Genomic DNA, 12656 nt, shown 5'->3' with positions numbered 1-12656 from the left:
CAGGTCATGTCAGAACCCCGCGAAAATACCGGCGACGCGCCGGCCGAGACGAACCCGCTCCTGAAGGCCTGGGTGACGCCGTTCGCAACCCCGCCGTTCGACGAGATCAGCCCGGAGCACTTCCTGCCCGCCTTCGAGCAGGCCTTCGCCGACCACTCCGCGGAGATTGCGGCGATCGTCCATGATCCGGCGACGCCGGACTTCGCCAACACCATCACGGCGCTGGAGCGCTCCGGCAAGCTGCTCACCAAGGTCTCGGCCGTGTTCTACGACCTCGTCTCCGCGCACTCCAATCCGGCGATCCTGGAGATCGACAAGGACGTTTCTTTGCGGATGGCGCGGCACTGGAATCCGATCATGATGAACGCGGTGCTGTTTGGCCGCATCGCCCAGCTCCACGAGAACCGTGCCACGCTGAAGCTCAATCCGGAGCAGCTCCGCCTGCTCGAGCGCACCTACACCCGCTTCCACCGCGCCGGCGCCGGGCTCACCGAGGAGGCCAAGGCGCGGATGGCCGAGATCAACGAGAAGCTCGCCCAGCTCGGCACCACCTTCAGCCATCATCTGCTCGGTGACGAGCAGGAGTGGTTCATGGAGCTCGGCGAGGACGACCTCGAGGGACTGCCGGGGAGCTTCGTCGCGGCCGCCAAGGCTGCGGCAGAAGATCGCGGGCTGGCCGGCAAGGCCATCATCACGCTGTCGCGCTCTTCGGTCGAGCCGTTCCTGAAGGGCTCGGCGCGGCGCGACCTGCGCGAGAAGGTCTACAAGGCCTTCACCGCGCGGGGCGACAATGGCAACGCCAACGACAACAACGAGACCATCGTCGAGATCCTGAAGCTGCGCGAGGAGAGCGCCAATCTCCTGGGCTATCCGACCTTCGCCGCCTACCGGCTCGAGGATTCGATGGCCAAGACGCCGGATGCGGTGCGGGGCCTCCTGGAGCGGGTCTGGAAGCCTGCGCGGGCGCGCGCGCTCGCCGATCGCGACGAAATGCAGGAGCTGATCACGACCGAAGGCGGCAATTTCCAGCTCGCGCCCTGGGACTGGCGCTACTACGCCGAAAAGCTGCGCCTCCAGCGCGCCAATTTCGACGATGCCGCGATCAAGCCGTATCTGACGCTCGACCACATGATCGCGGCGGCCTTCGACTGCGCCACGCGGCTGTTCGGCATCACCTTCGAGGAGCGCAAGGATGTCCCGGCCTGGCACGCGGATGTCCGCGTCTGGGAGGTGAAGGACCGGGACGGCAAGCACAAGGCGCTGTTCTATGGCGACTACTATGCCCGGCCGTCAAAGCGCTCGGGTGCCTGGATGACCTCGCTGCGCGAGCAGCAGAAGCTCGACGGCGAGACCGCGCCGCTCGTCATCAATGTCTGCAACTTCGCCAAGGGCGCCGGCGGCGAGCCCTCGCTGCTGTCGCCCGACGACGCCCGCACGCTGTTCCATGAGTTCGGCCACGGCCTGCACGGCATGCTTTCCAACGTGACCTATCCGTCGCTATCGGGCACCTCGGTGTTCACCGACTTCGTCGAGCTGCCCTCCCAGCTCTATGAGCACTGGCAGGAGCGGCCCGAGGTGCTGCAGCAGTTCGCCCGCCACTATCAGACCGGCGAGCCGCTGCCCGACGACCTGCTCCAGCGCTTCCTCGCGGCACGCAAGTTCAACCAGGGCTTTGCCACCGTCGAGTTCGTCTCCTCGGCGCTGGTCGATCTCGAATTCCACACCCAGCCGGCCGATACCGCGACGGACGTGCGCGCGTTCGAGAAGGCGGAGCTCGAGAAGATTGGCATGCCCGAGGAGATCGCGATGCGGCACCGGCCCACGCAATTCGGCCACATCTTCTCCGGCGACCACTACGCTGCCGGCTATTACAGCTATATGTGGTCGGAGGTGATGGATGCCGACGCCTTCGGCGCCTTCGAGGAAGCCGGCAACATCTTCGATCCCGATGTCGCCAAACGCCTGCACGATGACATCTACTCCACCGGCGGATCGGTCGATCCGGAAGCCGCCTACGAGGCCTTCCGAGGCCGGCCGCCGGAGCCGGATGCGCTCTTGCGCCGCCGCGGCCTGCTCGACGAAGCGAAGGCGGCCTGATGGGCATGCGCGGCCTGTTCGGATGGTTGCTCGCCGCCGGCCTGTCGCTTGCGGCGGGGATGGCGCAGGCCCATCCGCATGTCTGGATCACCGCGACCAGCGAGCTGATCTACGCGCCCGACGGTTCGATCACCGGCGTCCGCCACGCCTGGACCTTCGACGACATGTTCTCGGCCTATGCGACCCAGGGGCTCGAGGGCAAGACCAAGGGCAGCTACACGCGCGAGGAGCTGGCCCCGCTCGCCCAGACCAATGTCGAGTCGCTGAAGGAATATGCCTACTTCACCTTCGCCAAGGCCGACGGAAAGAGGGAGCGCTTCAACGAGCCGGTCGACTATTTCCTCGACTACAAGGACACCGTGCTGACCCTGCACTTCACGCTGCCGCTGAAGACGCCGCTGAAGCCGAAGCAACTCGTGCTTGAGGTGTTCGACCGCTCCTTCTTCATCGACTTCCAGATGGCCAAGGACAACCCGGTCAAGCTGGTCGGCGCACCAGCCGGCTGCCAGATCAAGCTGGAGCGGCCGAATGACGGCACCGCGAGCGCCCAGAAGCTCAACGAGCAGACCTTTGTGGACGGCGAGAACTCGAACTTCGGCATGATGTTCGCCAACAAGATCACCGTGGATTGCCCGTGACTTCTCTCCTTCGCTCTCCGCTTGCCCATTCGCTTGCAACCGGCGCGGCCGTTCTTGTCGCCGTCTTGGCCGTCGATGCGGCGCTTCACGATCTCTTCGCGCAAAACCCCCTGTCTCTTATACACAGCTCGCCATCTCGTTTGCCTACGGCATCTTCCATGCCGCCGGCCCCGGCCATGGCAAGGCTGTGATCTCGTCCTACCTCGTCGCCAACCAGGAAACGGCACGGCGTGGCATCGTGTTGTCCTTTGCCTCGGCGCTGATGCAGTCGCTGGTCGCAGTCCTCATCGTCGGCGTCGCGGCCTGGGCGCTGAATGCGACGGCCAGGACCATGTGCAGCGCCGAGAAGGTGATCGAGATCGCCAGCTACGCTCTGATCGCAGCGTTCGGGCTGCGCCTCGTCTGGGTCAAGGGCGGCGCCTTCATCCGCGCGCTCCAGGCCTCCCAGCCGGTGCCTGCGATCGCCGGCGTGCCGCATCATCACGATCACGGCCACCATCACCATCATCATGACGCGCATGATCATGGTCACAGTAATCACCACCATGGCCAAGCCCACGCCCATGCCCACGACCATGTCCATGACGAGCATTGCGGCCATTCCCACGGCCCGACGCCAGGCGAGCTTGCCGGCCCCGGTGGCTGGCGGCGCGGGCTCGCGGCAATCCTCACCGTCGGCATCCGCCCCTGCTCAGGCGCGATCCTGGTCCTGGTGTTCGCACTCGCCCAGGGCCTGTTCTGGGCCGGCATCGCCGCGACCTTCCTGATGGGGCTCGGCACCGCCATCACGGTTGCTACCATCGCGGTCATCGCCGTCTCCGCCAAGGACATCGCCCGGCGCCTGAGCGCCGGCCGCGACGGCGGCGGCGCACTCTTTATGCGCGGCATCGAATTTGCGGCTGCCGGCCTCGTGCTCCTGTTCGGCACTGGCCTCTTGTTCGGCTACCTCGCCGCCGAACGAACGACGTGTTTTTGATGAGAATTCTCGTGCCCCGGACGCAGCTCAGCGTCTCTTCGACGATGCGCCGCAGAGGGCCCATCTCTCCGCGCAGTGGGCGTGGCTTTCTGGGTCCCGGCTCTGCGGTGCAGCGCCAAGGCGCTGCACCGCGTCCGGGACACGTCAGAGAGAACTTCACACCGGCAGAAATCGCTTCAAGGCGGGCATGAAGAAGATCGCGACGTTGATCGCAAAACCGATGCTCCAGAGGATCGAGCGCAGCGTCGGGCGGTTGCCAAGATAGGTGAAGACGTATGCGATCCGCACGATCAGGAAGAGCGCGGCGAGCTCGTCGACCAGGCGCTGCGGCGAATCGCGGAATTCAGCGAGCAGCACGGCAATCGCGAAGAACGGGAAGGTCTCGATGCCGTTCTGGTGCGCGCCCAGCGCGCGCTGGGAGATGGCATCCTCATAGAAGGCCGGGTCGCGCGGCTTCGAATTGTCGAAGCGACCGAACCTGATCCATTTGATCGAGGCGATCGTCGCAAGATAGAGCAGCAACGCCCCAAACACGCACCATTCCGCGAGCGTCATGGTTCCTTCCCCCTGCGCATGGTCCGGAAAAGTGGGCACCGGTTTTCCGAGGAGACCATGCTCCGCCAAAAGGTCGAGCGCGATGGAAACCCACCGCGCTCGGGTCGAAACCCTAGCGAACTCGGCCCAATCTTGACAAGTTCGGCCCAACGCGCGAACCCGTTGGGCCATGACGCGCGTTCTCCCGATCGACACATCGAAGGCCACCGCGGCTGCGGCCGCCTCGCGTGTCGGCGTGCTGCTCGTCAATCTCGGGACCCCCGACACCGCGGATGCTCCGGGCGTGCGCGTCTACCTCAAGGAATTCCTGAGCGATCCCCGCGTCATCGAGGACCAGGGCCTGGTCTGGCAGTTCGTGCTGAACGGCATCATCCTGCGCAAGCGCCCCCGCACCAAGGCGATCGACTATCAGAAGATCTGGAACACCGAGAAGAACGAGTCGCCGCTCAAGACCATCACGCGCTCGCAGGCCGACAAGCTCGCGGCCGCACTCGCCGACCGCGCGCATGTCGTGGTCGACTGGGCGATGCGCTACGGCAACCCGTCGATCAAGTCCGGCATCGACGCGCTGATCGCGCAGGGTTGCGACCGGATCCTCACCGTGCCGCTCTATCCGCAATATTCGGCTTCGACCTCGGCGACCGTCTGCGACGAGGTGTTTCGCGTGCTCGCCCGCCTGCGCGCACAACCGACGCTGCGGGTGAGCCCGCCTTACTACGAGGACGAATCCTATATCGAGGCGCTCGCGACCTCGATCGAGGCGAGCCTGGCGAGCCTGCCGTTCAAGCCGGAGCTGATCGTCGCCTCCTTCCACGGCATGCCGATATCCTATGTCGAGAAGGGCGATCCCTATCAGGGCCACTGCGTGGCAACCACCGAGGCGCTGCGCCGCCGGCTGAAGCTCGACGCGTCAAAGCTGCTACTCACCTTCCAATCGCGGTTCGGCAATGAGGAATGGCTCCAGCCCTATACGGATGCGACCATGAAGCGCCTGGCGCAGGAAGGCGTGCGCCGCATCGCGGTGGTGACGCCGGGCTTTGCTGCCGACTGCCTGGAGACGCTGGAGGAGATCGCACAGGAGAATGCCGAGATATTCAGGCACAATGGCGGCGAGGCGTTTGCCGCGATCCCCTGCCTCAACGACAGCGAGCCCGGCATGGACGTGATCCGCACCCTGGTGCTGCGCGAGCTGCAAGGCTGGATCTAATGTGCCTGGATCTGAGGGACGCCTCATGAAGCGGCGCGAGGTTCTGGCACTTCTCGGCGGCGCCGCGCTGCTGCCGCTGCCGGCGGCAGCGCAGCCGGCGCCGGTCGCGATGCGCCGGCTCGGCGTGCTCACGGTGACGGCAGCCGATGACGCCATCGCGCAGATGCGCGCGACGATCCTGGTCGATGCGCTCGCGACGCTTGGCTGGAAAGAACAGGACAATTTACGGATCGACTGGCGTAGTGGCGGCGGCGACCGGGCGCTGATCGCCCGGCAGGCGGGCGAGCTGGTTACGCTCAATCCCGATATCCTGCTCGCGGTCGGCACGCCCTGCGTCGAGGAATTGCGCAAGCGTACCTCGACAATGCCGATCGTATTCGCGGTGGTCACCGACCCCGTCGGTCAAGGATTTGTGGAAGCGCTCGCCCATCCCGGCGGCAACATCACCGGCTTTACCGATTATGACGGGCCGATGGCCGGCAAATGGCTGCACATGCTGACGCAGATCGCGCCGCCGGTGCGCCGCGTGGCGGTGATCTACAATCCCGCCACCGCGCCGTTCGCCGGCCTGATGCTGCGCGCAATTGAGGACTCCGCGCGCGCGCTCGGGGTCGTCGTCGAGCCGGCGCCGGTCCATGACGAGGCCTCGATCGCAGCCCTTGCATCCCGCAAGGACGAGGGCCTGCTGGTGCTGCCGGATTTCTTCACCCTGGCAAACCGCGCGCGCCTCCAGGCCGCGATCAGCAAGGCCCGTCTGCCCGCTGTCTATTGGAGCCGCACCTTCGTCGACGAGGGCGGCCTGATGTCCTACAGCACTGACAGCGCCGAGCAGCTCCGCCGCGCCGCTGCCTATATCGACCGCATCCTGAAAGGCGAGAAGCCGGCCGATCTTCCCGTGCAAAATCCCACCAAGTTCGAGCTTACGGTCAACCTGCGCACCGCCGGGGTGCTCGGCGTGGCGATCCCGCCGGCATTGCTCGCAACGGCCGATGAGGTCATCGAATGAGGCGCGCTAGGTTGCCGCCGCCGCGTTTCAAGAGCCTCCCCGCCAATACTTAATGGCCGTCGTTCCGGCTTCGTGCGTCTTGTGAAATGATCGCGAGAGGCCGACGTAAAGTGTGCCGCTGAACCGGTCGGGACGCGAATCCGACCAATGAACGGCGCGGGAAAAGCCTTTTCCCGCCTTGGAGGAGCTATGAGTGGTTTCGATATTTTTGCAATTGCACTGGTGTTTCTCGTCATCGTCACGCTGCTTGCCGGCGTGAAAACGGTGCCGCAGGGTTATGACTGGACCATCGAGCGGTTCGGCAAATACACCCAGACGCTATCGCCGGGACTCAACCTGATCGTGCCCTATTTCGATCGCGTCGGGCGCAAGATGAACATGATGGAGCAGGTGATCGACATTCCCGAGCAGGAGGTGATCACCAAGGACAACGCGACGGTGAGCGTGGACGGCGTCGCCTTCTACCAGGTGTTTGATGCTGCGAAGGCGAGCTACGAGGTCGCCAACCTCAACAACGCAATCACCGTCCTGACCATGACCAACATCCGCTCGGTGATGGGCTCGATGGATCTAGACCAGGTGCTGTCGCATCGCGACGAGATCAACGAGCGCCTGCTCCGCGTCGTCGATGCCGCGGTTTCGCCCTGGGGCGTCAAGGTCAACCGCATCGAGATCAAGGACATCGTGCCGCCGGCCGATCTCGTCGAGGCCATGGGCCGGCAGATGAAGGCCGAGCGCGTCAAGCGCGCCGACATTCTGGCCGCCGAAGGCCAGCGGCAGTCCGAAATCCTGCGCGCCGAGGGCGCCAAGCAGGGCCAGATCCTCCAGGCGGAAGGCCGCCGCGAAGCCGCCTTCCGCGACGCCGAAGCACGCGAGCGTCTGGCGGAGGCCGAGGCCAAGGCAACGCAGATGGTGTCTGAGGCAATTGCCAAGGGCGACGTCGCCTCGTTGAACTATTTCATCGCCGACAAATATATCAAGGCGTTCGGACAGTTTGCGGAGGCGCCAAACCAGAAGATCATCATGCTGCCGATGGAAGCCGTGAGCCTGCTCAGTTCGCTCGCCGGCATCGGCGAAATTGCCAAGGCGACGTTCGGCGAAAGCGCGGCCTCCGCAACCGCCGCCGCCCGTCGCGGCTCGGTGCCGCCGGCCGGTAGCGCGCCGCCGGCCGTGCCGCCGCAACAATGAGGTAACCCAGAGGTCGTGTCATGACCGATATGTTCGTCACCCTCGGCACGTGGAACTGGCTGATCTTCGGCTTCATCCTGATGGCGCTGGAGGTGTTCGCGCCGGGCGTGTTCCTGTTCTGGCTCGGGCTTGCCGCGCTGCTGGTCGGATTGGTGTCCTTCGTCGCTCATCCCGCCTGGCAGGCACAGCTCGTGATGTTCGCGCTGTTCGCCGCCGCCGCAGTCCCGGTATGGCGGCGCCTCGCGCGCGGCAGGATCGACACGAGCGCGAGCCCGCATCTGAACAAGCGCACCGAGGCGCTTCTGGGCCGCGAGTTCACGCTGGAGAAGCCGATCATCGATGGAAGCGGCACCGTGCGCATCGGCGACACCGTCTGGCGCGTCGCCGGCCCCGATACACCAGCCGGCACGCGGGTGAAGGTGGTGCAGGTGGATGGCGCCAACCTGACGGTGGCCGCGGCGTAGCTCTCTTGCCCTCTCCCCTTGCGGGAATGCGTGCCCCTATGTAACCTATTGATAACGCGAGAGAAAACAAAAATGGTGTCTATATAGTGTCCCTTGCGCAGGGTTCCCTCGCCCTCCGATTGCGAGGGATCGTCGCCAGTGCGTCGTCGGGTGGCTCTTGCGCACTATGCCCCGCACGCTTCGACGCACCTGTGACTGTCCCTTGCGACCCTGAAACGATGCCCGCGCCGCGACTGTCTCGACGTTCGCACCTGATCTGTCGCAACGCAATCTCACTTCTGGATCGTTAGGTCGATGACACGTAGCATGCGCGGCGGAAGGCCCCTAGCCCTCGGCTTCGCGATCCTGCGACGTCCTCTCGATGCGGGCGGCCGGGCGCACTTGACGTAGCGCAACTGCCTCGCGCGCAAACTATGATAGGGCTCTCCCGCATCCGAGCATTCGGGCCGGGCGCCCATGAACAGACCGATCCTCGAAACGCAGGTCGAACGTGAGTTTCTGCTCGGGCAGCTTTCGCCCGAAGGTCGCCGCCGTGTTCGGGAGGTTATGCAAAAGCAAGGTCTAACGGCAGAACAGGCCATTCAGATGCTAGGCATCGGGGAGGCTGCTTTAGGCTTCGTTGTCTCGACCACCGAAGACCCGGAGTTTTTGCTTAGCCAGCTATCTTCGCACGACCGCGCGGCGTCCGAGCAAGCCCTTGCTTGCCACCCTGCGCGCGGCATGAGCAAACTGCCGCTAAGTCCGCGCGAGAAGCAGTTCCTGAGGCGCTTGGCGGCTGGCAAGACTGATGCTCAAATTGCCGAACGGCTTGGCGGGACCGCCAAGCAAGTCGCAGAACAGCGCGTCCGCTTGCTCGCCAAGCTGGGTATCAGCGCGCCGGACGAGATCGCCGATGCGGCCGAGCAACTGGCATCCTTTAGAACCTACAGAGGCGTAACGTAGGCGCCGCGCACAGCCTGATCTCGCAAGCGATGCGCGCAGCCTGCCCGGAGAAACATCTCAAGAAATGTTTGCCGTTGGGGTCCTTTGGCGGCCATAGGCGGGGCGGGGTACGCGCGACAGCGGGCTTTCAAGATATTTGCCCGGGCGATTTTCCGAGTTGCGTTGCGGAGGCTTGCCTCCGTTTTATTGGGAAGGGCATCGAAGAGACCGATGTTTGACCATGTCGCCGGTCGAGGTTGCGCGGGAGGCTCCGGTTGTCATCACTCCGCCCCCTTAAAGCGCTCGTACTTCCAGCCGGGACCGGGCACCGTTGAAAACCCTTCGTGAACGCTAGGCGGCAACGGTAGCGGCGCGGGATTTTTATTTTCGTCCCACCCCTGCCGCTCCCGCACCGCGCGGGGATTGGTGCCGAGCGCTCGCGGATTAGTACCCAGCGCGCGTGGGTTGGTGCCAAGGGCTCGTGGATTGGTGCCCATCGCTCGCGGGTTCGTGCCCATCGCCCGACTACCGGCGAACGACGGGGACGAAGCCAACGTCACGACGATCAGCAGGATGCCAGCAGTCGCTGTGGCAGCGGTCGAAAGACGGTTAGTCATTGGTCTCGTTTCTTCAGTTCAATTGACGAGGACCGGGCGGCCCGCTGCTTGGTCAAGTAGCTGGCGGCTTGCCCTGAAATTGAATGTTGCACTTCTTTGCAACAGATGCCTGTTCGATTGCGACCATCTGCCCCTTCATCTGGCCGAGTTCGGCTGCGGTTTGTTTGTCTCCGCCCACAAGAAACGCTGCCGGCCAGAAAATCACGACCGCCGCCGTCGTCGCGATTGCGTCCTTTGTTCGCTGATTGTCCTGTGCTCCCGAGAGCGCAGCGGCGCGCGCCGATACCGATTGAGCTTCCAGTCCTAATTGCTGGCAGTTATAGGACGAATATTGAACCGGCGAGACGTAGCTCGGCGTGATGTCTGCTGCGGATGAGGCGCAGCCAGCCAGCATGGCGGCAAGCACCACCACTCCCAATTTTTGCATATTCCCAGAACCCCTCTGTTGAGCAATCGTCAGCGCTCTCCGCCAAACCGCATTGGCCTGGACGCTGAACTAAGTTTGGCTCGCTTATTGATGTGGTTCACACCCCGTCCGGATTGAACCGGAGCGAGCCAACGGGACGCCCTACGACGGTGACAGCTACTTAGTCTTGCTATGGCGCGCCAAAATCTTGTGAATTTGAGCCAAGAAGGAATTCATCGCCTTGAGACGGCGCGCGGGGCGGGGTACGCGGGACCCCGGTGCGTAAGGGTATTCTCAAAAACGCGCATCGCGGTAAATTATGTTCGACTTCGCACACAAAGGCGGTGCGCGATGTGGCGGATGTCGAATGCGCAATCGCTGATCTTCGTCGCGGCGGGCGTCGTCATGGTCGCGCTGCTCGTAACGCCCAGCCTCGCCCGTGATCGTGGCAAGTATACTGGCTCATCTCCGGAATTGCGCGCGTGGTTCAACGGCCTAAGGAGCGGCAGGGGGCCGTGCTGCTCGGCCGCCGATGGCCGAACGATCGCCGATGCCGACTGGATTAGCAGCGGCGGCCACTATCGCGTCCGCGTGCCGCGCAGCGATGGCGATGACAGCGAGCTGGTGTGGGTCGATGTGCCCGACGATGCGGTCATCACCGAGCCGAACCGGGTGGGGCGAACGATCGTCTGGCCGCTCTGGGTTCTCGGCTACAGCGTCTCGATCCGCTGCTTTATGCCGGGGAGCATGACGTAGATGGGCTACTTGCTCCGCTGCTTGATCTCCTACAGCCGGTAGGCTGCCTCGATGTACAGGTCCGGTTCTGTCGGCGCCGGCACCGGCCGCCTTGTGCCCGTCGAGTTCTCCACCGCAATCCGTAGCGGCTTGCCTGTCCGGCGCCGCCCGGCGATCCTCCGTCCTGGCATGGGCACCAAATCGCGCGAGAGCATTTACGGCGCATCGGTTCGGGCGGCGGCAGAGCGGGCGGCAGAGGCCCGCAAGCAAGCCGACCGGCTGGCCATCGAGGCGTGGAATAAGCGCATGCTCGCCTTCAAGGGGCCTGCCCAGCCGTCGCCAACGCTTGGCGACGCGCTCAACGCCGGTTACTTCTATCTTGAGGTCCGCTGCCTCGGTTGCGACACCAATCAGACCGTCGCCCTCGACATCGTGCGCCGGCCGAAGTGGACGCCGGTTCATGAGCTGGAGCGCTCGATGCGATGCAAGGATTGCTCGGTGGTGCGCGGCTATCCGTACAAGCGGAGCCACCTTGTGGCGCTGCGCCGGACGAAGATTTCAGCGAACGATCCGCCGTCAACATGGTGGCCAGGAGAATGCTGAATTGACCCGGAGGGGGACGAGAGTGAGTGGACGCAAGTTGACGAAGGAACAATCTGAAAAGGCCAACGCTCTTCTCAATGAGGTTCGGTCAAAGCTCGAAGCTATGAGCGGTGGCGATCCCCAGCTCCTATTCTACTTTCGACGGCGGATATTCATCCGGCTGACGCATGATGAGCGTGGAACGCCAGCCCATCGGACGAAGCTGAAGCAGCTGAAGATGCGCGAGCAAGATGGCAAGTGCAGCATTTGCAGCAAACAGCTTCCCGAAAAGGAGGCTGAGCTTGACCGATTTGTAGCTTGGAAAGGGTACACTCCCGAGAACACTCAACTTATCCATCATGAGTGTCATCGTCGCCAGCAACAGGATCGTGGGTTTGGCTTGGGCAGGCCGGATTAGCGTCAGCGATGTGCAATCTCTACAGCATCACCACCAACCAAGCCGCGATCATCAACCTGTTTCGCGTGATCAACCGCTACGTCGGCAACCTGCCGCCAATGCCGGGCGTGTTTCCCGACTATCCTGCGCCGGTCATCCGCAACGCCGACGCGGGCACTGAGATGGTCCTGATGCGCTGGGGCATGCCGCCGCCACCGCGCACAGGCGGGCCGCCGGTCACCAACATACGCAACACGTCGTCGCCGCACTGGCGAGGCTGGCTCAAGCCGGAAGGCCGCTGCTTGGTCCCGGCCAACAGCTTTGCCGAGTACGCGCCGGAGCCGAACCCGGAGACCAAGAAGAAAGACGTGGTCTGGTTCGCGCTCAATGAGGACCGGCCGCCGTTCGCGTTCGCGGGCATCTGGACGACGTTCAACGGCGATCGCGGCACGAAGTCCAAGCCGGTACCAGGGCCGCATCAGGTCTACGGCTTCCTGACCACAGCGCCGAATGCCATCGTTGCACCGATCCACCCGAAGGCCATGCCGGTCATCCTGACGACCGACGAGGAGCGCGATGTGTGGCTGCGGGCGCCGTGGGACGAGGCCAAGACGCTGCAACGGCCATTGCCGGATGAGGCCCTCAGGATCGTCATGCGCGGCGAGGACAAAGAAGACGAGATGGCGGCGTAGGCGCCGACTTCATCTGCACAACCTGCGGCAAGCGCGGCGCAGACTTGCGGTCAGACTTCAATTGGAACAAGTGCCAGTTAGCATATGGGCTCTCGGGGAAGGCGAGACAAATTGTAAGCTGGCGCGGCATTCACTGGCACGTAGGCTAGTGGCACGCTTTGGTCCAGGAGTTTCG

14 protein-coding genes and 1 pseudogene are annotated in these 12656 nt (G+C 64.1%); 11 read left to right on the top strand and 4 right to left on the bottom strand.

Features of this window, described 5'->3' with window-relative positions:
• Positions 1 to 6: 6 nt before the first annotated feature.
• The 3 genes and pseudogenes from SO140_RS11190 to SO140_RS11180 form a co-directional block, all read left to right on the top strand.
• On the top strand, positions 7 to 2097 hold the full coding sequence (locus SO140_RS11190) for a M3 family metallopeptidase (RefSeq protein WP_474801267.1): 2091 nt from the start codon (positions 7 to 9) through the stop codon (positions 2095 to 2097).
• Positions 2097 to 2735, top strand: a complete 639-nt coding sequence (locus SO140_RS11185) for a DUF1007 family protein (RefSeq protein ID WP_449381409.1) — start codon at positions 2097 to 2099, stop codon at positions 2733 to 2735. The genes SO140_RS11190 and SO140_RS11185 overlap by 1 nt, the downstream gene beginning before the upstream one ends.
• A gap of 121 nt (positions 2736 to 2856) precedes the next feature.
• Positions 2857 to 3711 (top strand): annotated as a pseudogene (locus SO140_RS11180) (nickel/cobalt transporter); the annotation flags it as partial.
• A 156-nt stretch (positions 3712 to 3867) separates the two neighbouring features.
• Here SO140_RS11180 and SO140_RS11175 read toward each other — a convergent pair.
• Positions 3868 to 4266 (bottom strand): MAPEG family protein, encoded by a 399-nt coding sequence (locus SO140_RS11175; RefSeq protein WP_449381407.1) that lies wholly within the window; start codon positions 4264 to 4266, stop codon positions 3868 to 3870.
• 169 nt (positions 4267 to 4435) lie between these two features.
• On the opposite strand from SO140_RS11175, the gene hemH reads away from it, so the two are divergent.
• The 5 genes from hemH to SO140_RS11150 all read left to right on the top strand — a co-directional run bounded on the left by hemH (position 4436) and on the right by SO140_RS11150 (position 9073).
• Positions 4436 to 5473, top strand: a complete 1038-nt coding sequence (gene hemH / locus SO140_RS11170; RefSeq protein ID WP_449381406.1) for a ferrochelatase — start codon at positions 4436 to 4438, stop codon at positions 5471 to 5473.
• A gap of 25 nt (positions 5474 to 5498) precedes the next feature.
• On the top strand, positions 5499 to 6479 hold the full coding sequence (locus SO140_RS11165; protein ID WP_449381405.1) for an ABC transporter substrate-binding protein: 981 nt from the start codon (positions 5499 to 5501) through the stop codon (positions 6477 to 6479).
• A 189-nt stretch (positions 6480 to 6668) separates the two neighbouring features.
• A complete protein-coding gene (locus tag SO140_RS11160) occupies positions 6669 to 7667 on the top strand; it encodes an SPFH domain-containing protein (protein ID WP_449381404.1) in 999 nt (332 codons plus the stop codon).
• Positions 7668 to 7687: 20 nt separating this feature from the next.
• The gene (locus tag SO140_RS11155; protein ID WP_449381403.1) at positions 7688 to 8131 is read left to right on the top strand and encodes an NfeD family protein; all 444 of its coding nucleotides are present in this window, start codon (positions 7688 to 7690) and stop codon (positions 8129 to 8131) included.
• A gap of 456 nt (positions 8132 to 8587) precedes the next feature.
• Positions 8588 to 9073: a helix-turn-helix transcriptional regulator gene (locus SO140_RS11150; RefSeq protein WP_449381402.1), complete on the top strand. Its 486-nt coding sequence runs from the start codon at positions 8588 to 8590 to the stop codon at positions 9071 to 9073.
• Between the two features lie 260 nt (positions 9074 to 9333).
• Here SO140_RS11150 and SO140_RS11145 read toward each other — a convergent pair whose 3' ends face one another.
• Together SO140_RS11145 and SO140_RS11140 are read right to left on the bottom strand one after the other, a co-directional pair.
• The gene (locus SO140_RS11145) at positions 9334 to 9669 is read right to left on the bottom strand and encodes a hypothetical protein (RefSeq protein ID WP_449381401.1); all 336 of its coding nucleotides are present in this window, start codon (positions 9667 to 9669) and stop codon (positions 9334 to 9336) included.
• Between the two features lie 52 nt (positions 9670 to 9721).
• Positions 9722 to 10096: a hypothetical protein gene (locus tag SO140_RS11140; protein WP_449381400.1), complete on the bottom strand. Its 375-nt coding sequence runs from the start codon at positions 10094 to 10096 to the stop codon at positions 9722 to 9724.
• Between the two features lie 339 nt (positions 10097 to 10435).
• Between SO140_RS11140 and SO140_RS11135 the strand changes: the two genes are divergently transcribed.
• On the top strand, positions 10436 to 10831 hold the full coding sequence (locus SO140_RS11135) for a hypothetical protein (protein WP_449381399.1): 396 nt from the start codon (positions 10436 to 10438) through the stop codon (positions 10829 to 10831).
• A gap of 168 nt (positions 10832 to 10999) precedes the next feature.
• On the top strand, positions 11000 to 11413 hold the full coding sequence (locus SO140_RS11130; RefSeq protein ID WP_449381449.1) for a hypothetical protein: 414 nt from the start codon (positions 11000 to 11002) through the stop codon (positions 11411 to 11413).
• A gap of 127 nt (positions 11414 to 11540) precedes the next feature.
• Here SO140_RS11130 and SO140_RS11125 read toward each other — a convergent pair whose 3' ends face one another.
• Positions 11541 to 11753 (bottom strand): hypothetical protein, encoded by a 213-nt coding sequence (locus SO140_RS11125; RefSeq protein ID WP_449381398.1) that lies wholly within the window; start codon positions 11751 to 11753, stop codon positions 11541 to 11543.
• Positions 11754 to 11818: 65 nt separating this feature from the next.
• On the opposite strand from SO140_RS11125, the gene SO140_RS11120 reads away from it, so the two are divergent.
• The gene (locus SO140_RS11120) at positions 11819 to 12481 is read left to right on the top strand and encodes an SOS response-associated peptidase (protein WP_449381397.1); all 663 of its coding nucleotides are present in this window, start codon (positions 11819 to 11821) and stop codon (positions 12479 to 12481) included.
• Positions 12482 to 12656 lie beyond the last annotated feature (175 nt).

The organism is Bradyrhizobium sp. UFLA05-108, assembly GCF_059803455.1.
Note: the sequence above shows the minus strand (reverse complement) of the source record. Positions and strands in the feature narration are given on the sequence as shown.